Genomic DNA, 18,862 nt, shown 5'->3' with positions numbered 1-18,862 from the left:
GTTGCCCGTTGCGGGCCGGCGGCCTCAGTCCGCCTTGATCCCCGTCTCGCGGATCAGCTGGCCGAAACGGACCATGTCCGACTCGATCGCCTCGGCCATCCCCTGGGGAGAGCTGGCAACGATCTCCAGGCCGGCCTTGCGCAGGCGCTCCACCGTCTCGGGGTGCGACAGCGCGGATGTCAGGGCCGCACTGAGACGCGCCACGATCTCGGGGGCGGTCCGGCCCGGTGCCGCCAGTGCGAAGGATGCGGGAACAAGGAGATCGGCGGGCTGCTTGAGGTCCACGAACGTCGGCACGTCGGGCAGCAGGTCGATCCGCCGCTCGGCGCCGACCGCAAGCGCGACGATCTTGCCGTCGCCGATGAAGCCCACGGCTGCCGGCGGCGTCGAGATCGACAGCGCCACTTCGCCCGTGGCGACCGCCTGAACGGCCGGTGCCGATCCCCGATACGGCACGTGCAGGAGCTTGATGCCGAAATGGCGGGCGAAAGACTCGATGTTGAGGTGAGCCATGCTGCCGTGGCCGAAGCTCGAATAGGCCAGCGACGTCGACTTCGCCTTGGCCACCAGCTCGTCGAGCGACCTGGCACCGACGCCAGTGTTCGCGATCAGAAGGTACGGCGCTCCCGTGGCGATGCCCAAGGGCGCGAAGTCCCGTCGCGCATCGTAGGCCGGCTTGGCCTGGAGGATCGGATTGACGCCGTAGACCTCGCGCGGCGCGAAAAGCAACGTGTACCCGTCGGGCGTGGCCTGGGCCACCTGGGCGGCGCCAAGGATGCCGTTCGCACCGGCCTTGTTCTCGATCACGAGGGGCTGCCCGAGCAGGTCCCTCAGCCGCGGCTCGATGATGCGCATCGATGCGTCCACGGCGCCGCCCGCCGGAAACGGGACGACGACCCTGATGGGCTGCTGCGGATAGGAGCCTTGGGCACCGGCACGCTCCGCCGAGGCGCCGGTCGCGACGAAGCCGGCAGCGGCAGCAAGAAAAGAACGGCGGTCCATGGGGATTCCTCCTGGTTCTGGTGATCGTGCAGAGTGGACCCTGATCATGCGGAGGCGCGGCTGCACCAGCGCTCCCAGCTGCGGTCGAGAGCGATGGGCGTAAGGTTGAAGGCACCGGCGCGCTCGGCCTCGCCCGGCGTCAGCGGTCTCACCGCCCCGAGTTGCCGAGCTTGCCATTGGACGGTGGCGTTGTGGGCGCCGTAGATGGCGCGGAACACGCATTCCCTGATCGACCTGCCAGCGACGGTCGCTCCGTGGTTGCGGAGAAGGACCGTCCAATGCGGACCGAGAGCCCGCGCCATCGCGAGCCCCTGCTCCTCGGTATGGATGAGGAGATCGGTGTCCCCGAACTCGTCCCGGCTGTCCCAGAAGGGCACGGTCGAACCCATGGTGGCGCCGAGGTGGACGACCGGAACGAGCGGCTCACCGGTGACGCAGAACGGAAGGACGGGTGGCGCGTGATGATGGCAGACCGCATGGACGTCGGGGCGCAGCCTGTAGACGGCCGCATGAAGGATGCGTTCCGCGAACACCCGGCGGGTCTCGCCCTCCGCCGGCCGGCCGTCGAGGTCGAGTTCGACGATGTCGTCGGCGCGGACCAGTTCGGCCGCGCGGACGGTGGTGATGAGGAAGCGGTCCGGCTTGTCAGGATGGCGCGCGCTGACATGCCCGAATCCGTCCAGGACGTTTTCGACCGCGAGGATGCGGTTGGCCATGACCAAGTCGTCGAGAACCCGGGCAACGCTGTCGGTCATCTGCGCTTTTCCCTGCGTGTGCTGACGCCATTAGCGTCGCGGACGACGCGGCTGACCAACAGTATCGCGCGAAGGCTGCGAGCGGATTTTCCGATCGCTGGACCGAAGCCCTCACAGCGGATGCGCGAGAGGACCGAGAAGATCGAAAAGGGCTGACAGGGAGTCGCGGACCGTGCGGCTCAACGGCTCGTGGCACCGGAACGGCGGCCCCTGTGAGGGCGTCGCCAGGTAGAGCGTCCGGAACACGGACGGCTCCACGATCGGCCGGGCCTCGAGACGTCCGGCCTCGACCTCGTCGGAGACGGCCGCGAAGGGAAGAACGCAGCTCGCCGTGCCCCGCAGAGCCAAAGTCTTCATCGCCGAGATCGAGCGAACCTCATGGGCTATTCGGAGGGTCGCACCCATCTCGCGGGCCGCGGCAGCCACGGCGACCCGCAACGTGTCCGGCTCTTCCGGCATGGCGAGCCGGTGTTCGAGGACGTCTCCCAACCGGATCGTCCGCGTCGCCTCGCCCTGCGGGCGAGAGACGAAAACGAGGTCCTCCCGCAGGAAGGCCGTGCGTACGAGATGAGGATGGCTCGGCAGGTCGTAGCACAAGGCGTAGTCCAGATTGCCCGACAGGAGATCGGGCAGCAGCACATGGCTCATGGCCTCGATGAGCACCAGGCCGACACCGGGACATTCCCTGGCGACCCGTTCGATCAGGTCAGCTCCGACCACGAGCATCAGCGCCGGCGTGATGCCGAAGCGGACACGCTCCAGGCGAGCGGTGCCCAACTGCCTCGCGTCGCGCCGGGTGTCCTCGACGAGCCGCAGGATCTCCTGTCCCCTGGCGTACAGGAAACGCCCGGCATCGGTGGGTTCAATGCCACGCGAATGCCGCGTGAGAAGCGTGATGCCGAGATCGTCCTCGAAAAGCCGGATCTGCGCGCTCAAGGCGGTCTGCGCGACGTTCAGGACCGCGGCGGCGCGCGTCATGTTGCCGGCGTCGATGATCGCGATGAGGTATCGCAACTGCCGAAGAGTCATGACGGCTTTGGCTCGGCGAAAGGACCGCGAGCCTAGCCAATACCGCTCCGCTTGACCACCACAACGCCCCCCTCCGGCTGCGGTCCCGCTGGAACAACCCAAGCCAGGGCCGCGTTCGCGTTTCCCCAGCCCGGATTGCCCGGGCGTCACCGAGAGGAGAGCGTCCATGCGCCCCTGTGTCCTCGCTTTCGCATTGAGCGTCGCCGCCGCCACGCCGGTCCTGGCCCAGAGCAGCACCACGATCATCCAGCGCGACCAGCCGTCGAGCGGCGTGGTGGTCGAGGAGCGCAGCCCCACGGTCGTGGAGAAGCGCACGACCACGACCGAGACGACCGGCACCGTGACGCGCGAGCCGACCGGCTGCGAGTCGACCACCGTCCGCAAGGAAGGGGTGCTCGGCGACGCCAAGGAAGTGACCAAGAAGTCCTGCTGACCGCGAAGGGCACGGGCGCATCCACCGATGCGCCCGTCCGGCCCGACCGGCGAGCTCCCGCCGGCTACTTCATGATGGACGGGACGCCCGCCGGCATCGGCAGCGGCGGCAGCAGCAGCTCGTTCAGGAGCCAGACCAGCAGGATCACCACGAGAACGAGGAGGAGCAGGCCGGCGAAGCCCCGCGGGCCCCATCCCGCGCGGCGGCCATAGAAGCCGCCGCCCGCGAAGAGAAGAACGAGAATGATGATCAGCACGAGCAGCATGATGTGACCCCGACGAGACTGCCAAGGCAACGCACACGCTGCCGATGGGATCCATGCCTCGCTACGATTGCGCGCCCACGGTGCGCGCGACCGGCCCTCCCGGAACAAGTCGCTCGGAGCGCCGTTGGAGTGCCGCGCAGGGGAGCCGCCCGTTTTTGCTGTTTCCGGGGGCTTGTCGGTGGCCGAAGAAGAACAGCGTCAGGCCCCGAACCCGCGCGACGACGCCATGACCCCGGGAGGCGGCGGGATCACGCGAACGACCGCGTGGACGCTGCCGGGGTTGATCCGACGCTCGCCCTTGGGGTCGCGGATGACGATGTCCCGGTCGGTCTCGATCCGGATCACCTCCGGCATGTCGATGACCTCGGAGGCCCCGTCGAACAGGACCACGTTGTCGCCTGGACGAACCTCGTCCAACGGCACGATCTGCATGGCTGGCAAGTGCGTCGTCTCCGCGGGAGGTGCCACCACTGGGCCGCGCGATCGACGCAGTCCTAAGGCTGTGCTTAGGCTCTCGAGATCTTCACGATACGCCGGGAGCGCCGCCGGGGACAGAACTATCTTCGGGAAGTAGGACCATTTTCCGTACCTTATGGGTGTGGGCGGTTCCCTGATCGGGCGAACAGCCCCGACGCCAGCACGACGCCCAAGGCCACGGTGACGATCGCGGCGCCCTCGGGCAGCGAGGGAACCTCGCCCAGGACGACGATCGCGAGGAGCGTCGCCACGACCGGGACCAGCGCCATGATCGCCGACGACACGGGGGCGCCGAGCTGGGCGACCGCCCTGTTGAACGTGATGACCGCGACCGTACTCACCAGGATGCCCTGGTAGACGACCTGCAGGGCGAGTTCGCCCGCCGAGGCCTCACCGAGGTGGCTGGCGCCGAGAAAGACGTAGGGCGGCAGGTAGAGCACCGCCGACCACACGCAGATGAAGGCGGCCGCCTCGATGCCGTTGAGCCGGCTCCGGCGGAACACGAGCGTGTAGATGGACCACAGCGTCGAGGCCCCGATGAGGCAGGCGAAGCCCAGGAGGCTTCCGTGGCCCAGGCCGGACGACAGCCAGGCCATGGTGAGCATGCCGCAGACGATCGCCGCGAACCCGAGGAGCCGCTGGCCCGCGGGCCTCTCGCCCAGGAACACCCACGCGAGCGTGCCGGCAATCACAGGCATGAGCGTCGGAACGGTCGACGAGGCCGCCGCCGCTGAGGTGAAACCGAGCCCGTAGGAGACGAGCAGGACGAACGGCACGCCCCACAGGAGGCTGAACAGCAGGCCGTCGATCCAGTCCCTGCGGGAATAGCGCGACGCACCGCGCACGAGCACCGGCGCCATGAGGACGGCGCCGATGGCGAACCGGAGCGCGGTGATGTCCCAGAAGCGCAGGGTCCGCGTGACGCCGACGCGGGTGACGACGAACCAGCCGGCGAAGATGGAGACGGTGATGGCCGCCCATGCCAGGCCCGACATCATGCGCCGGCGCCGGAAGCGGAGCTCGTCCGCCGGGACGGCCTCGTGGGACGCCGTCGCCTCGGTCATGCGCGCATGCCGGCGCGCGTGGCGGACGCCACGGCGCGACGCTCTCGCTCCAGGGGACGATCGGGGCTGAACACGGCGGCGATTGTGACCGGTCCGACGCTCGAAGTCGACGCCCGGACCCCGCGGCACGCGAACAGGCGGCATGCGCCAGGACAAGGGCTCGCGCCGTGGCGCCCTGCTAGTTTGGCGCCCCCGAGAGCGTGACCGGAGGAACGACCATGGACTACAGGCGGCTGGGGGCATCCGGGCTGAAAGTGCCCGCGCTGACGTTCGGCACCGGCACGTTCGGCGGCAAGGGCGACTTCTTTTCCGCCTGGGGCGCCACGGACGTGGCCGAGGCGCGTCGGCTGGTGGACATCTGCCTCGACGCAGGGCTCTGCATGTTCGACAGCGCCGACACCTATTCGTCGGGCGCGGCGGAATCGATCCTGGGCGAAGCGATCAAGGGGCGCCGCGACCAGGTCCTGATCTCGACGAAGACGACCTTCCGCTTCGGCGAGGGACCCAACGACGTGGGCTCCTCGCGGCATCGCCTGATGCGCTCCGTGGACGCCTGCCTGAAGCGGCTCGGAACGGACTACATCGATCTGCTGCAGCTGCACGGCTTCGATGCCCAGACGCCCGTGGAGGAGGTCCTTTCGACGCTGGACGACCTCGTGCGCGCCGGGAAGCTGCGCTACGTGGGCTGCTCGAACTTCTCGGGCTGGCATCTCATGAAGTCGCTGGCCGTGGCGGACCGTTACGGCTGGCCGCGCTATGTCGCCCACCAGGCCTACTACTCGCTGATCGGCCGCGACTACGAATCCGAGCTGATGCCGCTGGGCCTCGACCAGGGTGTCGGCGCCGTGGTCTGGAGCCCGCTCGGCTGGGGTCGCCTCACCGGGCGGATCCGCCGCGGCCAGCCCCTTCCGGCGGTCAGCCGGTTGCACAAGACCGCCGAGCGCGGGCCGCCCGTCTCGGACGAGGCGCTCTTCAAGGTGGTCGACGCGCTCGATGCCATCGCGGGCGAAACGGGCAAGACCATCCCGCAGGTCGCGCTCAACTGGCTCCTGCAGCGCCCGACGGTCGCCACCGTCATCATCGGGGCCCGGGACGAGGCGCAGCTGCGCGACAATCTCGGTGCCGTGGGCTGGTCGCTGGACGCGGGCCAGGTGGCCAGGCTCGACGAGGCCAGCGCCTTCGTGCCGGCCTACCCCTACTGGCACCAGCGCGGCTTCGCCGAGCGCAACCCGCCGCCGGTGTGACGGGCCCACCGCGACGATCACGCCCGCCGGTGCGATGGAACGGCTTCAGCGCATCCGCAGTTGAAGGCGTGACCCTGACCGTACGCGAGCGTTTCCGGTGCTGGCCATTCTCGAACGAACCCGCCGCGTGGCTCTGCGCGAGCCGCCGGCGCAGCTGATGCGCTTCGTCTGGCACGTGAGCGGCAAGCACCAGGTCATCCTGTGCGTGCTCTCCGCGATGGTGTTCCTGTTGGCCACGCTGCCGCTGGAGCTGCAGCGGCGCCTCGTCAACCAGGCCACGGTCGGAGCGCCGTTCGAGCCGCTGCTCTGGCTGGCCGGCCTCTACCTCGCCGCGGCCATGGCGGAGGGCGGCACCAAATTCGTCATGAACGTCTACCGCGGCTGGGTCGGCGAAAAGGCCGTGCGCTGGCTGCGCCGCTGCATCGACCGGCGGGTGGCCGACAAGCCGGACGGCACCTCGGCCTCGATGATGCTGTCGGAAGCCGAGCCGGTGGCGGGCTTCGTCGCGGTGAGCGTGTCGGAGCCCGTTCTGCAGATCGGGCTGCTCGGCTCGGTGCTCGGCTACCTGTTGTTCCTGCAGCCCAAGATGGCGGCGGTCTCGATCCTCATCCTCGTGCCGCAGACCGTGCTCGTGCCCTTCGTCCAGCGCGCGGTCAACGAGCGCATCGCCAAGCGCATCGCCGTGACGCGCGAGATCGGTGCCGGCCTCGTGACGGGCAAGAAGCGCGGGCCACTCTCGATCCTGATCAACCGGGTGTTCGACCTGAACTTCACGATCTACAAGCTGAAATACGGCCTGAACTTCTCGATGAACGCCCTGCACCATGTCGGGACCGCGGCCGTGCTCGGCGTGGGCGGCTGGCTGGTCGTGAACGGGCAGACGGAGATCGGCACTGTAGTCGCCTTCGTCACGGGACTGGCCAAGGTGCGTGACCCGTGGAGCGACGTGATCAACTGGTTCCGGGACCTCAGCGCCACGAAGACCCGTTACAAGCTGCTGGCCAAGGCGCTCGGCGGGGCGTGTTGAGGGGGCAGGACTGCCGGCTCCCCGACCTGCGCAAGACTCGGGCGATCCAAGGCCGTAACCGCCCGTCACTCCGTCTCTCAACCGTCATGGCCGGGCTTGGCCCGGCCACCCACGACTTGCGCGCGTCCCCGGCGAAGTCGTGGATGCCCGGGCCGAGCCCGGGCAAGACGAGCGGAGAGGATTGCTGAGGGTGCAGGGTTGCGGTGCGAGACGGGCCACCCTCACTCCCCCCAGTCCCTCCGACCGGGATCGAAATGCTTCTCGATCCCCTCCCAGCACGCCGCATAGTCCTCCTGCAGCGGCGCCTCGCGCGCGGCGAACATCGTGAGCTGCTGGGGGAAGCGGGTCTCGAACATGAAGGCGAGCGTGTCGGTGAGCTTCACGGCCTTCAGCTCGCCATGGCTCGCCTTGTCGAAGGCGCTGCGATCGGGGCCGTGCGGCAGCATGCAGTTGTGCAGGCTCATGCCGCCGGGCACGAAGCCCTGCTCCTTGGCGTCGTAGCGGCCTTTGATGAGCCCCATGAACTCGCTCATGATGTTCATGTGGTACCAGGGCGGCCGGAACGAGTGCTCGGCCACCAGCCACCGCTCGGGAAAGATCACGAAGTCGATGTTGGCCGTGCCGGCCTCGCCGGACGGCGCCGTGAGCACGGTGAAGATCGACGGATCGGGATGGTCGAACAGGATCGCCCCCACCGGGGAGAAGGTGCGCAGGTCGTAGCAATAGGGCGCGTAGTTGCCGTGCCAGGCGACGACGTCGAGCGGCGAGTGGCCGATCTCGCACGCCTGGAAGGTGCCGCACCATTTCACCACGACGCGGTGGGGCGTCTCGCGATCCTCGTAGGCGGCGACCGGGGTCTTGAAGTCACGGGGATTGGCCAGGCAGTTGGCGCCGATGGGGCCGCGGTCGGGCAGCGTGAACTTGGCGCCGTAGTTCTCGCAGACATAGCCGCGCGAGGGGCCGCCGACCGGCGCCACCTTGAACTTCATGCCGCGGGGCACCACGGCGATCTGGCAGGGGCCGATCTCCATGACACCGAGTTCGGTGGCGATGCGCAGGCTGCCCTCCTGCGGCACGATCATCAGCTCGCCGTCGGCGTTGAAGAACACCTCGTCCTCCATGGGCGCGGTGACGAGATAGACATGCGCCGCCATGCCGACCTGTGTGTAGACGTCGCCTGCCGTGGTCATCGTCCGAAGGCCGGTGAGGAAGGTCAGGGGCTCGTCGGGGATGGGGACCGGGTCCCAGCGCAACTGCCCGAGGGCGAGGCCGTGCTCGACGACGTGGGGCGCGGTCTTGAAGTACGGCAGCTCGATCCGCCGAAAGCGCCCCGTGTGCTTGACCGAGGGCCGGATGCGATAGAGCCACGAGCGCTCGTTGGTGCCCCGCGGGGCGGTGAAGGGCGAGCCCGAGAGCTGCTCGGCGTAGAGCCCGTAGGCGCCGCGCTGGGGCGAGTTCTGGCCCTGCGGCAGCGCGCCCTCCAGCGCTTCCGTCTCGAAGTCGTTGCCGAAGCCCGGCATCATCCTGAGCGTCATCCCCTCCCCCATCGTCCTGGCCGCGACGGCCCTATTTGAGCGCGGTCTTGCGCGCGGGGAAACCCGCCCAGTAGCGGCCGGAGCCGCGGCGCAGCACCGCGTCGCCCTCCTCGATGTCGAACGGCGACAGCGCCGGCTCGGCGCGCCAGCGCGCGAAGCGCTCCACCATGTCGGTGTCGCGCAGAGCGCGAAACAGCTGGTCGAAACTGTCGACCACGAAGTAGGACGCCTGCAGGTCGTCGATGTAGTAGCCGGTGCGCGCCACGCGATCGAGATCGAAGCCCAGGTGATGCGCGGAGCCGTCCTCCACGACGTAGCGGGCCTCGCCGAACGAGGAGCAGATGCCGGCGCCGTAGATCCTGATCCCCTCGGGCTTGCGGATGAGCCCGAACTCGATCGTATACCAGTTGAGCCGGGCCAGGAACTTGACGCCCTTGGCCTCGATGGCCTTGAGGCCGAGCCGGCCATACGCCTCCATGTAGTCCGCGTAGGCCGGGTTGGTCAGGAGCGGCACGTGCCCGAACACGTCATGGAAGATGTCGGGCTCTTCCAGGTAGTCGAGCTGTTCACGGGTGCGGATGAAGGTGCCCGCCGGGAACTGCCGGTTGGCCAGCATCTCGAAAAAGGGCCGCGACGGGATGAGCCCCGGCACGGCGACCACCTCCCAGCCGGTGCGTTGGCGCAGGCTGCGGTTCATGGACGCGAAATCCGGGATGCCGCGGGCGTCGACGCCCAGCGCCTGGAGCCCGTCCAGGTACTCCTGGCAGACATGGCCTTCGAGCGTCCTGAGCTGGCGCTCGAACAGAATCCCCCAGGTCTCGTGCTGCTCGGGCGTGTAGCCCGACCACCCCTGGTCGATGATGCAGTCATCCTTGCTGCGGGCGGTCAGGACGGCATGGGCCGACATGGCGTTTCTCCTCGGTCGCCCCCGTGGAACAACGATGGATGATGCTGGCGGGATCCATTCGGCGGAGGAGCGGTGGTGCCCCACCGCTCAGGCCGTCGCCTTCAGCACCCCGCGGCGGATCTGGTCTTCCTCGATGGACTCGAACAGCGCCCGGAAGTTGCCCTCCCCGAAGCCGTCGTCGCCCTTGCGCTGGATGAACTCGAAGAAGATCGGGCCGATCACGGTCCGGGAGAAGATCTGCAGCAGGATGCGGGTCGTCCCGCCATCCACCACGCCCTCCCCGTCGATCAGGATGCCGTGGCGCTTCATGCGCTCGATCGGCTCGTCGTGATCCCGCACCCGCGCGAAGGAGCGGTCGTAGTAGACGTCCGGCGGGCCCGGCATGAACTTCAGGCCGCGCTCGGCGATGGCATCGGTGGAGGCATAGATGTCGTCGCTGCCGACCGCGATGTGCTGGATGCCCTCGCCCTTGTAGCGGCGCAGGTATTCCTCGATCTGGCTCTTGTCGTCGGCGCTCTCGTTGATCGGGATGCGGATCTTGCCGCACGGCGAGGTCAGCGCCCGGCTGGTGAGACCCGTGAGCTTGCCGGCGATGTCGAAGAAGCGGATCTCGCGGAAATTGAAGGTCTGCGCGTAGAACCGGTACCACGTGTCCATGTTGCCGCGGATCACGTTGTGGGTCAGGTGGTCGAGGTAGTAGAAGCCGACGCCCCTGGGCCGCGGATCGCGCTCGCCGAGCCACGCGAACTCCGCGTCGTAGGGCGAGCCCTTCCCGCCGTAGCGCTCGACGAAGTAGAGCAGCGAGCCACCGATGCCGACGACGGCCGGGACGTCGAGCGACTTGCCCGGACCGGTGTATTCCGTGGCCCCGAGCGACACGGCGCGCTCCAGCGCATGCCGGGCATCGACGACACGCCAGGCCATGGCCGGCGCGCAGGGCCCGTGCTGGGCGATGAAGCCCGCCGCATGGGAGTTCGGCTCGCGGTTGACGAGGTAGTTGATGTCGCCCTGGCGGTAGAGCGAGATGTCCTTGGTCCGGTGCCGCGCCACCTCGGAGTAGCCCATGCGCTCGAAGAGCCGGGCGAGTTCGGCGGGATCGGGATGGGCGAACTCGACGAACTCGAAGCCGTCGGTTCCGGCAGGATTGTCCGCGCTGATGGTGGCGGGAGGCGCATCGTGGGGGAAGGGACCCATGGGGGAAGTCCTTGCGATGAGAGCCTGACAGAGTGCAAGCTTGACGCAAGGCGCGCGCACGAAGTGTGAGAAATCCGGTCGCTTGGGGCTCGATGCGCGCGGATCGTGCAACAAAGGCAGAGATCATGCACGCAGTGGAACTCGACGGCTTCGACCTGAAGCTCCTCGCGGCCCTTCAGGACGACGGCAGCCTGACCAACAATGACCTCGCCGAAAAGGTGGGCCTGTCCGCCTCCCAGTGCTCACGGCGGCGCGCCGCCCTGGAAGCGTCGGGGATGATCGCCCGCTACCGCGCGGAGCTCTCGGCCGAGGCGCTCGGCCTCGACGTGCTCGTCTTCGTGGAGGTGATGCTGGCGAGCCACTCGCCCGACAACGCCGACAAGTTCCGTGAGCTCGTCTCGCGGCTCGAGGAGGTCCAGGAGGCCTATGCCGTGACCGGCGCCTCGGACTACCTCGTGAAGCTCACGGTGCCGAGCCTGAAGGTGCTGGCGCGCATCCTCAACGAGGTCTTCCTGCCGCACGAGGCCGTGGCCCACGTGCGCTCCTCGGTGGTCCTGGACAGGATCAAGCAGACCGCCGCGCTGCCGCTTGGGCACCTGGGGGACAAGGCGCGGCGGTAGGACCCGGACCCATATTCCAGCCTCTATCTCCCTCATCCTGAGCCGGCCGCAAGGCGGCCGAGTCGAAGGACGCAGAGTGGCGCAGCGGCACTTTTGTGCGTCCTTCGACTCACGGCCCTGCGGGCCGTGGCTCAGGATGAGGGGCTTGGGAGTGGATGAGTCCGGATAGCCTCACGCCCCCAGCGCCGCCAGGACCTTGCGGCTGTCGTGCTCGGGCACGTCGCCGATCTCGGCCATCTTGCGGTCGAGCTTGGCGAGCATGTCCTTGAAGACGGCCCTGAACGCCGGGTCGCCAGCACGGTTGACGAGCTCGTACGGGTCGGCGTCGCAGTCGAAGAGCTCCCACTCGGGCGGCTCGCCACCGGGGTAGGCGCCCGGCTCGCCGAGGGGGTCGTTGTACCAGTAGATCAGCTTGTAGCGGGCATCGCGCACGCCGTAATGGGCGTAGGCGTTGTGGAACTCGTCGCGGTGCATCCAGTAGCGGTGGTAGGCGAGGTCGTTGGCATCGTCCGGCGCCTTGCCTTCCAGGATCGGCCGCATGCTCGTGCCCTGCATGTAGCTCGGCACCGTGACGCCGGCGTAGTCGAGGAAGGTCGGCGCGAAGTCGACGTTGCAGGCGATGTGGAGCGTGGTCGTGCCCTTCGCGATGCCCGCCGGGTAGCGGACGAGGAAGGGCATCTGCAGCGATTCCTCGTACATGAAGCGCTTGTCGAACCAGCCGTGCTCGCCGAGGAAGAAGCCCTGGTCGGAGGTGTAGATGACGATGGTGTCGTCGGAGAGCCCCTCGGCGTCGAGGTAGTCGAGCAGGCGGCCGACATTGTCGTCCACGGCCTGGATCGTCTGCAGGTAGCGCATCATGTAGCGCTGGTACTTGAACAGCGCGAGCGCCTGCGGATCGGTGAAGACGTGCACCTGCCCCGTGAGCGCGTCCATGAGGCGCAGCTCGCCGCCAGGCTTCAGCTGCGGGACTTTGCGGTCGCGCAAATACGGCACGAGCAGTTCGCCCACCTCGTCGCCGCCCTCGGGCTGGACGAGGCCGAGGTCCTTGTAGGTCATGTCGGCGCGGATGCGCATCTTCGCCGCCTCGGCCGCGGCGGCGCGGTTGCCGTAGTCGTCGTCGAAGGTCTCGGGCACCGGCAGCTTGCCGTCGGCATAGAGGTGCCGATAGCGCGGATGCGGCTCGAAGCTGCGGTGCGGCGCCTTGTGGTGGCACATCAGGAAGAACGGCCGGTCACGGTCGCGCGCCTTCAGGAAGTCGAGGCACATGTCGGTGATGATGTCGGTGGCGTATCCCGGATGCGTCCGCTCGCCGTCCGGGTGGACCATGATCGGATCGAAATACTCGCCCTGCCCCGGCACCACGGCCCAGCTGTCGAAGCCGGTCGGCTCGTGCGCCTTGCCCTCGCCGAGATGCCACTTGCCGTAGATGGCCGTCTGGTAGCCCGAGGTGCGCAGGTGCTTGGCGACGTTGGGCAGGCGGTTGTCGATATGCGTGTCGAGCGTCGTGACGCCGTTCACGTGGTTGTAGGTGCCCGTCAGGATCGAGGCGCGGCTCGGCGTGCAGATCGAGTTCGTGACGTAGCAGCGGTCCATCCGCAGGCCGCCCTGCGCGAGCCGGTCGAGGTTCGGCGTGCTGTTCAGCCCCGAGCCATAGGCCGAGATCGCGCGCGCAGCGTGATCGTCCGACATGATGAAGAGGATGTTGGGACGGCGGGTCATGGGCAGGTCTCGGAGGAACTAGACATTCGGACGGGGCTGTTGGGCTCCCACCTCTCCGCGTCCTGGCCGGGCCTGGCCCGGCCATCCACGACTCCGACGGGGGCACATGGCCTTGCCCCGGCAAAGTCGTGGATGCCCGGGCCAAGCCCGGGCAGGACGAACGGAGAGAGGGAGTTCTGGACGACGGCCATCACCCCCCGGCGTAGAGGTTGGCCAGGTAGTAGTCTTTCGCGTCCAGCGGCTTCTCGAGGCGGCCGAAGGACACGAACTGGTCGGTCATGCCCTTGAGCCAGCCGTTGACCGTGCCGTCCTTGCTGGCGGCGGCGAGTTCCGCGCTGGTGAGGAACTTGCCGGTCTCGGCCTCGGTGGTGAGGACCTCGACCGGGATGTTGATGAACTTCGAGGTGATGCCCACGGCCCGCTTGAAGTCCGCGGCACGGTAGTCGTTGGCGTCCTTCAGCACGGCGATGAAGCGCTTCACCAGGTCCGGGTCCTGGTCGATCACCTCGTTGCGGGCGACGAAGGACGAGGGGAACGAATGCTGCGGGTAGAAGTCCGCGTTCTTGGCGAGTTCGTTCAGGTCCGGCACGGTCTTCTTGATGACGCCGACCAGCGGGTACCAGATGCCGGCGGCATCGACCTGCTTCGACGCGAAGGCCGAGACCAGCGTGGACGGGTCCATCTTGATGATCTGCAGGTCGGCGAGCGTCATGCCGGCCTTGGCGAGCGCGAGGCGCAGGATCATGTCGCCCGACGTGCCCTCGGGCACCGCGACCTTCTTGCCCTTGAGCGCAGCCATGCTGGTGAGCCCGGCCTGCGCGATGACGCGGTCGGAGAAGCCGATGGCGTTGATGGCCAGGATCTTGGCCTTGCCGCTTGCCGGCAGCCAGAGCGCGCCCGGGCCGATGTAACCGACGTCGAGGCTGCCCGCGCCGAGCGCCTGGATCTGGATCGGGCCGTTGGTGAAGACCTTGATGTCGGGCGTGAGCCCGTGCTTGGCCCACAGGCCCTGGTCGTTGGCGATCGCCGTCAGGCTCGCGCCGAAGAAGTCGGCGATGTAGCCGACGCGGATCGGCTTCTGCTGCGCGAAGGCCGGGCCGGCGGCGCCGGCGAGCGTGGCGGCGGCGGCGGTGGCGACGAACTGGCGTCTGGTGAGCGTCATGATGCTTCTCCTCCCGTGATTGCTCTTAGCCCCTCGCAAGGGACGGCTGGTGGTAGACGGAATGCCAGACCTCGTTGCGGATCGCAGCGAACTCGGGCGACAGGCGAATGGCCTCGGTGCGCGGATAGGGCAGGTCCACCGGGATGATCCGGTGCAGGCGCCCCGGCCGGGCGGCCATGACGATGACGCGGTTGGCGAGGTAGACGGCCTCGTCGACGTCATGGGTGATGAAGATGACGGTGCGCCGCTCGCGGCTCCACGTCTCGAGCAGCTGGTCCTGCATCTGCACGCGTGTCAGGGCATCCAGCGCGCCGAACGGCTCGTCCATGAGCAGCATCGTCGGGTTCACGGCATAGGCGCGGGCGATGGCGCAGCGCTGCTTCATGCCGCCGGACAGCGTCTTGGGCAGCGCGTCGGCGAAATCCGTGAGACCCACCAGGCCGATGAAATGATCCGAGATCCGGCGCCGCTCGGCCGCCGGCATGCCCTTGATGCGCAGTCCGAACTCGACGTTCTGGCGCACGGTGAGCCAGGGAAAGAGCGCATACTGCTGGAAGATGACGCCGCGCTCGGGCCCGGGGCCGGCCACGGCGCGTCCGTCCACCAGCACGCGCCCGGACGAGGCCGGCAGGAGACCGGCGGCGATGTTCATGGCCGTCGACTTGCCGCAGCCCGAGGGGCCGACCACGGTCACGAACTCGCCGTCCGCGATGTCGAGGTTGAAATCGTCCAGCGCGACGAAGGCACGCTCGTCGTCGCCGAAGCGGCGGGTCACGTGCTGGAACGAGATCTTCGGGGCGGACGCACTCATCGGGCGCGCTCCTGCCAATGGGTCAGCCGCCGGTCGAGCGCCTGCAGGCCGCGGTCCATCAGCAGCCCGAGAATGCCGATGGTGACGAGGCTCACGAAGATGGTCGGCAGGTCGTAGAAGAGCTGGGCCTGCTGCATGCGAAAGCCGAGCCCCGACTGCGCGGCGATGAGCTCGGCCGCGACCACGGTCGCCCAGGCGGAGCCCAGCCCGATGCGCACGCCGACGAGGATGAACGGCGTCGAGGCCGGAATGATGACGCGCGGGAAGATCACCGCGTCGGAGGCCCCGAGCACGCGGGCGGCGTTGATGAGCGTGCGGTCGACGCTGATCACGCCCTGGTAGGTCGCCACCACGCAGGACAGGAACGAGGCGAGGAAAATGACGAAGATCTTGGGCGCCTCGTCGATGCCGAGCGTCACGATGGCGAGCGGGATGACCGCCAGCGGCGGGATCATCCGGAAGAACTGGACGTAGGGCTCGATGAGCGCGCGGGCGACCTGGTACCAGCCCATCAGGAAGCCGACCGGCACGGCGAGCGCGACGCCCAGCAAGAATCCCGTCAGGACGCGCTTGAGGCTCGCCAGGATGTCGAGCGGAAGCTGGCCGCTGGCGATGAGGTCGACCGCCTTCGAAGCGACCTCCCCCGGGCCCGGCAGCACGACGAGCTTGGCGGCCGTGATCGCCCACCAGATCGCGATGCCCACGGCGAAGGCGATCGCGTTCAGGACGAGCGACGGGACGCCACCGAGGGCTGGCGTCCGCGCGGCATCCTCGGGCGCGGGCAGCACGTCGGGCCGGTCGGTCAATGCAGCCCTCCCCCATAGAAGAAATGTTCGAGCGCCACCGTCGCGCCGCCGATCACCCCGGCCGCCGGGCCGAAGCTGGACGGGCGGATGTCCAGGAGGTCGCGGACATGCGGCATGATGCGCGGCGGCAGGTCCCGGCGCAGGCGCTGGAACAGGCTTTCGGGGGCTTCGCCGAGGTGCCCGCCGAAGACGATGAGGTCCGGCGTGAGCAGGTTGACGGCGCTGGCGAGCCCAGTGGTGAGATGACCGACGATGGCCTCCCAGGCCGGTCCGTTGCCCTCGACGCGGGCCATCAGCTGCTCGGGCGCGGCTCCCTTGATGCCGGCGGCCCGCTTCAGCGCGGCCTCGCAGACGAAGGTGTCGAGGCATCCGCGGTTGCCGCAGGCGCACAGCGCCCCCTTCGGGGTCATCTGGATGTGTCCGAGCTCCACCGCCCCGTGGCCGCCGGGCCGGAACAGGGTGCCGTCGATGACCAGGCCGGCGCCCAGGCCGGTGCGCAAGTAGACGAAGAGCAGCGCCGGCACGTCGCGGCCGATGCCATAGCGGCTCTCGGCGAGCGCCATGGCGCTGACATTGTGCTCGACGACGACAGGTTGCCCCGCCTCCTCCTCGAGGAGATCGGCGATCGGCACATGGCTCCAGCCGACGTTGATGGCCGCCTGGACGATCCGACGCCCGGCATCGACGGGGCCCGGGACGCTGAGGCCGATGCCGAGCAGGCGAGAGCGGTCGAGCTGGATCTCGTCCGAGAGCTCGGTGAGCTGCCGGGCGACCTCGCGCACCAGCGCCCGCGGCTCGGTGCCCTTCGCATCGAAACCGAAGGAGCGCCACCCCTTGGTGGCGGCCTGGAGGTCGGCCATGGTGAGTTCGACGTGCCCTGCGCCGATGTTGACGCCGGCCACCACGCGCGCCTCGCGCACGATCCGCAGGGCCTGGGCGGGTCGCCCGATGGCCCCCTGCCCCGCCGGGTGCGTCTCGGTTTCCATGATGACGCCGTCGCGCAGCAACTGCGCGGTGACGTGGGTCAGCGTGGTGGGTGACAGACGGCTCCGGCGCGCCAGCTCCGCCCGGGACAAGGGCCCGGCATCGCGCAGAATGCGCAGCACGCTGCCGTGGTGGACTCCCAAGCGCCGATCCCTCCGAGTTTGTTTCTGAAGTTTAGAAAGGAAGGCGGGAGAGTCAAATCGGCCTTGCCCACCGCCCTCCGCGGTCCTCCCCGGGCGTCGCCCGGGGAGAACGCGCGGCGGGATGGAGGGCAAGACCCCCCGCACCCTCGCGTTCCCCTCAGATGTCCTGTCCGTCCATCAGCACGCTCGGCCGCGCGAAGTCGGCCAGCCTCTCGCGCTCCACGGTGACTTCGTTGCCGGCAACCGTCACGCCGTGATCGCGCAGGATGGCGAAGGCGCGGGAGAGGTGTTCGCCGGCCATGCCGAGGCGGGCCGCCAGCAGGCCCTTGCCGATGCCCAGCCGGAAGGTTGGCGAGCCGGCCACCTCCGATTCGAGCAGGAGCCAGTTCGCCAGGCGCTCGGTGGCCGAGCGCATCCGCTGGTTCTTAAGCTCGCGCATGATGTCGCGGTAGCGGATCGCCAGTTCGAGGCCGATCGCCGAGGCCACCGCGGCGTCGTCCGCGATGGCGGCCCGCACGTCCTCGGCCGGCAGCCGCAGGATGCGGGACGTCTGGACGGTCCGCACGGACGTGAGCTGGACCTGCCCGGTCCAGACCGCGGCGACGATGAAGGCCCCCGGCGGACGGATGAACGACAGCGTGGCATCCACGCCGGCATGGCTCGAATAGGCTTCGACGAGACCGTTGAGCAGGACGAACAGGAAAGCCGGCGGGTCGCCCTCGGTCAGCAACACCTCGCCGGGCTGCGAATCGTGGATCTCGGCACGCGCGACCAGCCGTTCGAACAGGGTGTCCGAAACGCCCCTGAAGATCGGGAAACCGCGGATCAGGTGCCGGTCGCTCGTACGCATCGTCGTTCCGTGGCGAGCCCATTGCCCGCTCCATCCGCCTTACAGGATCGGCCGCCGTGCCGTCCAATGACGCCTGCGCCAGGATCCTCCGGGATCGTACGGATGCCACTAATGTCATCTCCTGCACAATCCGGATGACGTAAATCAAAGACGGGCGGGCTGGGTCTGGCAGAGATCAAGCCATGGATCCTGCCCTCTCCCGCCGCGCGCTCTTTCGAGCCGTCCTGCCCCGCCCGGCCCAGCAGCCCGACGCCGTGCCGCCCGCGCGTGTGGCGCGGATCGGTGCCGGCTGCGTCGAGCCGGCGGGGGTTTCGTGCCGGCGCTGCGGCGAAGCCTGCGACACCTCCGCGATCACCTTCGCCCCGCTGGGCGGCGGCCGCACCATGCCCCGTCTCGCGGCGGACCGCTGCACGGGGTGCGGCGACTGCGCGTCCGTGTGCCCGGTCTCAGCCATCGCCCTCGCAGACGCGGAAGCCACCGCGCTGATCCGCGGCCTCGCCCATCTCGGAGACCAGGACCCATGCACCAGGTGAACGTCTGCGGCCTCGTCGTTCACGTCGCCCCCACCGCGGCGGACCGCGTGCGGGGCAAGTTGGCGGCCTTCAGCGGCCTCGACCTGCATGCCAGCGACGGCGACCGGCTGGTCGTGACCGTCATGGACACGCCGACCACGCAGGCGCTCGAGCAGATCGCCGCCATCAACCGGATCCCCGGCGTCGTCTCGACGTCGCTCGCCTACCACCAGGTCGAGGAGATCACGCCGTCCTGCGGCTGCGGATCGTCCGCGCCAGATGCCTCCCACGATTGCCTCGCCCGCCCCTGACCGGAGCCCGAC

The 18,862-nt window shown here is 68.8% G+C and carries 21 protein-coding genes; 6 read left to right on the top strand and 15 right to left on the bottom strand.

Translation table 11 applies throughout. The features are described 5' to 3' along the window. Window positions 1-24 precede the first annotated feature (24 nt). The 3 genes from Q0Q47_RS11805 to Q0Q47_RS11795 all read right to left on the bottom strand — a co-directional run bounded on the left by Q0Q47_RS11805 (window position 25) and on the right by Q0Q47_RS11795 (window position 2,786). On the bottom strand, window positions 25-1,068 hold the full coding sequence (locus Q0Q47_RS11805; protein WP_293859326.1) for a tripartite tricarboxylate transporter substrate binding protein: 1,044 nt from the start codon (window positions 1,066-1,068) through the stop codon (window positions 25-27). Next, window positions 1,047-1,757, bottom strand: coding sequence for a class II aldolase/adducin family protein (locus tag Q0Q47_RS11800; protein ID WP_293859323.1), 711 nt, complete (start codon window positions 1,755-1,757; stop codon window positions 1,047-1,049). The genes Q0Q47_RS11805 and Q0Q47_RS11800 overlap by 22 nt, the downstream gene beginning before the upstream one ends. 111 nt (window positions 1,758-1,868) lie before the next feature. After that, complete coding sequence (locus Q0Q47_RS11795) at window positions 1,869-2,786, bottom strand: LysR family transcriptional regulator (RefSeq protein ID WP_293859320.1); 918 nt, start codon at window positions 2,784-2,786, stop codon at window positions 1,869-1,871. A 166-nt stretch (window positions 2,787-2,952) separates the two neighbouring features. On the opposite strand from Q0Q47_RS11795, the gene Q0Q47_RS11790 reads away from it, so the two are divergent. Then, on the top strand, window positions 2,953-3,219 hold the full coding sequence (locus Q0Q47_RS11790) for a hypothetical protein (protein ID WP_293859317.1): 267 nt from the start codon (window positions 2,953-2,955) through the stop codon (window positions 3,217-3,219). Window positions 3,220-3,283: 64 nt separating this feature from the next. Here the strand turns inward: Q0Q47_RS11790 and Q0Q47_RS11785 are convergent, their stop codons facing one another. The 3 genes from Q0Q47_RS11785 to Q0Q47_RS11775 form a co-directional block, all read right to left on the bottom strand. Further along, a complete protein-coding gene (locus tag Q0Q47_RS11785; RefSeq protein ID WP_293859314.1) occupies window positions 3,284-3,484 on the bottom strand; it encodes a DUF3309 domain-containing protein in 201 nt (66 codons plus the stop codon). 198 nt (window positions 3,485-3,682) lie between these two features. After that, entirely contained in the window at window positions 3,683-3,925 is a 243-nt protein-coding gene (locus Q0Q47_RS11780; protein WP_293859311.1) for a hypothetical protein, read from the bottom strand. Window positions 3,926-4,074: 149 nt separating this feature from the next. Continuing rightward, window positions 4,075-5,025 (bottom strand): DMT family transporter, encoded by a 951-nt coding sequence (locus Q0Q47_RS11775; protein WP_293859308.1) that lies wholly within the window; start codon window positions 5,023-5,025, stop codon window positions 4,075-4,077. A gap of 218 nt (window positions 5,026-5,243) precedes the next feature. Between Q0Q47_RS11775 and Q0Q47_RS11770 the strand changes: the two genes are divergently transcribed. Both Q0Q47_RS11770 and Q0Q47_RS11765 read left to right on the top strand, forming a co-directional pair. Continuing rightward, entirely contained in the window at window positions 5,244-6,269 is a 1,026-nt protein-coding gene (locus Q0Q47_RS11770) for an aldo/keto reductase (RefSeq protein WP_293859305.1), read from the top strand. Between the two features lie 97 nt (window positions 6,270-6,366). After that, window positions 6,367-7,296 carry an ABC transporter ATP-binding protein gene (locus Q0Q47_RS11765; RefSeq protein WP_293859301.1) on the top strand — a complete coding sequence of 310 codons (930 nt, stop codon included), beginning with the start codon at window positions 6,367-6,369 and terminating at the stop codon, window positions 7,294-7,296. A 221-nt stretch (window positions 7,297-7,517) separates the two neighbouring features. Here the strand turns inward: Q0Q47_RS11765 and hmgA are convergent, their stop codons facing one another. From hmgA to hppD, 3 genes are all read right to left on the bottom strand, one after another. Beyond that, window positions 7,518-8,831, bottom strand: a complete 1,314-nt coding sequence (gene hmgA, locus Q0Q47_RS11760; protein WP_293859298.1) for a homogentisate 1,2-dioxygenase — start codon at window positions 8,829-8,831, stop codon at window positions 7,518-7,520. A gap of 31 nt (window positions 8,832-8,862) precedes the next feature. Next, entirely contained in the window at window positions 8,863-9,738 is an 876-nt protein-coding gene (gene phhA, locus Q0Q47_RS11755; RefSeq protein ID WP_293859295.1) for a phenylalanine 4-monooxygenase, read from the bottom strand. 87 nt (window positions 9,739-9,825) lie between these two features. Next, a complete protein-coding gene (gene hppD / locus Q0Q47_RS11750; protein WP_293859292.1) occupies window positions 9,826-10,932 on the bottom strand; it encodes a 4-hydroxyphenylpyruvate dioxygenase in 1,107 nt (368 codons plus the stop codon). Window positions 10,933-11,057: 125 nt separating this feature from the next. On the opposite strand from hppD, the gene Q0Q47_RS11745 reads away from it, so the two are divergent. Next, window positions 11,058-11,552 (top strand): Lrp/AsnC family transcriptional regulator, encoded by a 495-nt coding sequence (locus Q0Q47_RS11745; protein ID WP_293859289.1) that lies wholly within the window; start codon window positions 11,058-11,060, stop codon window positions 11,550-11,552. 171 nt (window positions 11,553-11,723) lie between these two features. On the opposite strand, the gene Q0Q47_RS11740 is transcribed toward Q0Q47_RS11745, so the two are convergent. The 6 genes from Q0Q47_RS11740 to Q0Q47_RS11715 form a co-directional block, all read right to left on the bottom strand. Then, on the bottom strand, window positions 11,724-13,271 hold the full coding sequence (locus Q0Q47_RS11740) for a sulfatase (RefSeq protein ID WP_293859286.1): 1,548 nt from the start codon (window positions 13,269-13,271) through the stop codon (window positions 11,724-11,726). A gap of 190 nt (window positions 13,272-13,461) precedes the next feature. Then, entirely contained in the window at window positions 13,462-14,433 is a 972-nt protein-coding gene (locus tag Q0Q47_RS11735; protein ID WP_293859283.1) for an aliphatic sulfonate ABC transporter substrate-binding protein, read from the bottom strand. 25 nt (window positions 14,434-14,458) lie between these two features. Then, window positions 14,459-15,244 carry an ABC transporter ATP-binding protein gene (locus tag Q0Q47_RS11730; RefSeq protein WP_293859280.1) on the bottom strand — a complete coding sequence of 262 codons (786 nt, stop codon included), beginning with the start codon at window positions 15,242-15,244 and terminating at the stop codon, window positions 14,459-14,461. Then, complete coding sequence (locus tag Q0Q47_RS11725) at window positions 15,241-15,969, bottom strand: ABC transporter permease (protein WP_293859356.1); 729 nt, start codon at window positions 15,967-15,969, stop codon at window positions 15,241-15,243. The genes Q0Q47_RS11730 and Q0Q47_RS11725 overlap by 4 nt, the downstream gene beginning before the upstream one ends. Window positions 15,970-16,046: 77 nt before the next feature. Further along, window positions 16,047-17,177 (bottom strand): ROK family transcriptional regulator, encoded by a 1,131-nt coding sequence (locus Q0Q47_RS11720; protein ID WP_293859277.1) that lies wholly within the window; start codon window positions 17,175-17,177, stop codon window positions 16,047-16,049. A gap of 157 nt (window positions 17,178-17,334) precedes the next feature. Next, window positions 17,335-18,027: a cyclic nucleotide-binding domain-containing protein gene (locus Q0Q47_RS11715; RefSeq protein ID WP_293859274.1), complete on the bottom strand. Its 693-nt coding sequence runs from the start codon at window positions 18,025-18,027 to the stop codon at window positions 17,335-17,337. Between the two features lie 182 nt (window positions 18,028-18,209). Between Q0Q47_RS11715 and Q0Q47_RS11710 the strand changes: the two genes are divergently transcribed. Together Q0Q47_RS11710 and Q0Q47_RS11705 are read left to right on the top strand one after the other, a co-directional pair. After that, window positions 18,210-18,560, top strand: coding sequence for a 4Fe-4S dicluster domain-containing protein (locus Q0Q47_RS11710; RefSeq protein ID WP_293859271.1), 351 nt, complete (start codon window positions 18,210-18,212; stop codon window positions 18,558-18,560). Beyond that, on the top strand, window positions 18,548-18,850 hold the full coding sequence (locus Q0Q47_RS11705) for a chaperone NapD (protein ID WP_293859268.1): 303 nt from the start codon (window positions 18,548-18,550) through the stop codon (window positions 18,848-18,850). Before Q0Q47_RS11710 ends, Q0Q47_RS11705 begins: the two co-directional genes overlap by 13 nt. Window positions 18,851-18,862 lie beyond the last annotated feature (12 nt).

It is taken from the genome of uncultured Alsobacter sp., from assembly GCF_945952055.1.
Classification (GTDB): Bacteria; Pseudomonadota; Alphaproteobacteria; order Rhizobiales; family Beijerinckiaceae; genus Alsobacter.
The sequence above is the reverse complement of the archived record's forward strand: the minus strand, read 5'-3'. Positions and strand labels throughout refer to the sequence as shown.

Excerpts from the sequence above, each read along its gene's own strand:
- phhA (WP_293859295.1), bottom strand. The coding sequence starts at position 9,738 with ATGTCGGCCCATGCCGTCCTGACCGCCCGCAGCAAGGATGACTGCATC.
- Q0Q47_RS11735 (WP_293859283.1), bottom strand. The coding sequence starts at position 14,433 with ATGACGCTCACCAGACGCCAGTTCGTCGCCACCGCCGCCGCCGCCACG.
- Q0Q47_RS11715 (WP_293859274.1), bottom strand. The coding sequence starts at position 18,027 with ATGCGTACGAGCGACCGGCACCTGATCCGCGGTTTCCCGATCTTCAGG.
- hmgA (WP_293859298.1), bottom strand. The coding sequence starts at position 8,831 with ATGACGCTCAGGATGATGCCGGGCTTCGGCAACGACTTCGAGACGGAA.
- Q0Q47_RS11770 (WP_293859305.1), top strand. The coding sequence starts at position 5,244 with ATGGACTACAGGCGGCTGGGGGCATCCGGGCTGAAAGTGCCCGCGCTG.
- Q0Q47_RS11800 (WP_293859323.1), bottom strand. The coding sequence starts at position 1,757 with ATGACCGACAGCGTTGCCCGGGTTCTCGACGACTTGGTCATGGCCAAC.
- hppD (WP_293859292.1), bottom strand. The coding sequence starts at position 10,932 with ATGGGTCCCTTCCCCCACGATGCGCCTCCCGCCACCATCAGCGCGGAC.
- Q0Q47_RS11790 (WP_293859317.1), top strand. The coding sequence starts at position 2,953 with ATGCGCCCCTGTGTCCTCGCTTTCGCATTGAGCGTCGCCGCCGCCACG.
- Q0Q47_RS11775 (WP_293859308.1), bottom strand. The coding sequence starts at position 5,025 with ATGACCGAGGCGACGGCGTCCCACGAGGCCGTCCCGGCGGACGAGCTC.
- Q0Q47_RS11705 (WP_293859268.1), top strand. The coding sequence starts at position 18,548 with ATGCACCAGGTGAACGTCTGCGGCCTCGTCGTTCACGTCGCCCCCACC.
- Q0Q47_RS11740 (WP_293859286.1), bottom strand. The coding sequence starts at position 13,271 with ATGACCCGCCGTCCCAACATCCTCTTCATCATGTCGGACGATCACGCT.
- Q0Q47_RS11785 (WP_293859314.1), bottom strand. The coding sequence starts at position 3,484 with ATGCTGCTCGTGCTGATCATCATTCTCGTTCTTCTCTTCGCGGGCGGC.
- Q0Q47_RS11710 (WP_293859271.1), top strand. The coding sequence starts at position 18,210 with ATGGATCCTGCCCTCTCCCGCCGCGCGCTCTTTCGAGCCGTCCTGCCC.
- Q0Q47_RS11745 (WP_293859289.1), top strand. The coding sequence starts at position 11,058 with ATGCACGCAGTGGAACTCGACGGCTTCGACCTGAAGCTCCTCGCGGCC.
- Q0Q47_RS11730 (WP_293859280.1), bottom strand. The coding sequence starts at position 15,244 with ATGAGTGCGTCCGCCCCGAAGATCTCGTTCCAGCACGTGACCCGCCGC.
- Q0Q47_RS11795 (WP_293859320.1), bottom strand. The coding sequence starts at position 2,786 with ATGACTCTTCGGCAGTTGCGATACCTCATCGCGATCATCGACGCCGGC.